Origin of the sequence: Dyadobacter psychrophilus, from assembly GCF_900167945.1 — a bacterium.
Lineage (GTDB): Bacteria > Bacteroidota > Bacteroidia > Cytophagales > Spirosomataceae > Dyadobacter > Dyadobacter psychrophilus.
The window spans coordinates 465,090-466,831 of record NZ_FUZA01000005.1; the positions used below are offsets into that span (position 1 = coordinate 465,090).

The 1,742-nt window shown below is 44.8% G+C and carries 1 protein-coding gene and 1 pseudogene; both read right to left on the reverse strand.

Annotation, left to right across the window (positions count from 1 at the left end; genetic code table 11):
• Positions 1-470, reverse strand: a pseudogene (locus B5X68_RS28975) (hypothetical protein); the annotation flags it as partial.
• Between the two features lie 174 nt (positions 471-644).
• Positions 645-1,742: T9SS type A sorting domain-containing protein (locus B5X68_RS19990; RefSeq protein ID WP_141110355.1), on the reverse strand; the 1,098-nt coding region annotated here is incomplete at its 5' end.

Genomic DNA, 1,742 nt, shown 5'->3' on the forward strand with positions numbered 1-1,742 from the left:
GTTCTCACACCATCGCCTCCGCGGAATGTACCCAGCATCAAACCATCTGTAATAGGCTTGTTGTTACAAGGGATCATGTTGCCTTGCTGTGTTCCAAGGTAATTATTACCCATTGTGCTCGGGTCAATGGAGTTGACGCAAGAATTGACAATCCGGTTTCCCTCCGTGTTGTTAGGAAACTTATTGTTATCCATGTGCAACAGGATGGCCGTGTTATCAAATGCCTGCGATTTGCGGCTCTGATCAGGGTTTCCATCCCATCTGATGTAAATCCTGTTCTGGTGGATAATCGTGTAGACTGGCCTTTCGCCGACATTACCCAGTAACTCATCGTGCGTCCAGGTCCTGCCACCGCAATTAACCTGTGTTGCCACAGCAAACTGATTCTTTTGCAACTCGTCATCGGGGGTTGCAGCCATCATGAGGCTTAAAAACCCGCCTGCATACGCTAGCTTTTGGAAAAATTTCATCAATGTTAATCAGGTAAATTTGAAAAATTAAATTATTTGAGTTAAAAAAGTGCTTTGGGGATGCTTAAAGTGACGAAGTGTTTGGCAACACCCGATATCAACCTCAATCCGTTTGCAGCTAAGTTTAAAAAAAGGCTGGGACATTTCTGCCACAGCCTTTTTTACGCCTTATTCTTAGTTAGACTTGAAGAATCTAAGGTTCATTTCCTGAACTCCGTAATAAACTTTAATAAAATAATGGCCGTCAGCTAAACCAGTTACGTTTAGCGAGACTTTGTTGAGTCCTTCTGTAATCTTTGGCTGGACAGCATTCACTTTCACACCACTGATATTGAATGTTTCAAGTTTTCCTTGTCCAGCGATTTTCGAATAGAACTCTATGTTTACGAAATCTTTAACGGGGTTAGGGGAAACAATGACTTTATCGATCACTTCATACCGGGCGTTGACAATTTCACTTTTTGAGTAAGTGCCATTTTTATCGATTACGTTCAGCTGATAGTGATTGACTCCGAAAAGTGGTGTTCTGTCAACAAATCTGTATTCGCCAACTTGCTGATCAGACGATGGAATGTTACCAATCACGGCGGAAGTTTTTAAGTTGCCGTTGTAACGGATAACCTCAAACCCACTTCCTTCTTTTTGCTCCTGAGCAGTCCAGGCCAATTCCACTCCTTCGGTTGCAGGAACTGCCTCAAATCTCGCAACAGGAACTGGCAGCAGGCCTCCGATCTGAAAGCCCATTGTCTGCACCTCAGATCTGCAGGCACCTCCCTCAATTGCGAGCGTGTAAGACCCCGGTGCAAGCGCCCCGTAAGTAATTGTTGGACGGTCGCTGGCTAATTGAACACGTGCCGAACGGATTGTGGTAGCGCCTTGAAGGATTTTCCAATCAATGCTAGCAACATTCTCTCCGTGGAAGTTGAACGTGAGCTGGGTCGCTTTTGGGTCAATGATAGATTTCAATAATGGTCCGAACTGACACGTAGGGCGGCTGTCTGTTATAACTACATTGAAATTAGAAGTGCTAACAAGCGAAGTGCAATTGCCGCCTTCGATTTCAAGCGAATACGTCCCTGCTGCAAGGCTGGCAAATGTTAAAGTGGCAGAGTTTGAACTCAAAGTACCCGTTTTGCCATTTGCTAGTGTACTTCCACCTTGTTTGATCCTCCAAGTCAGAGCAGAAACACCTGAACCGTTAAAGTCAACTGTTAGACCTGTTGAAGAAATATTCTTGATGGTTGCGATCGTTGGTCCGCCCGGACAGTTTGT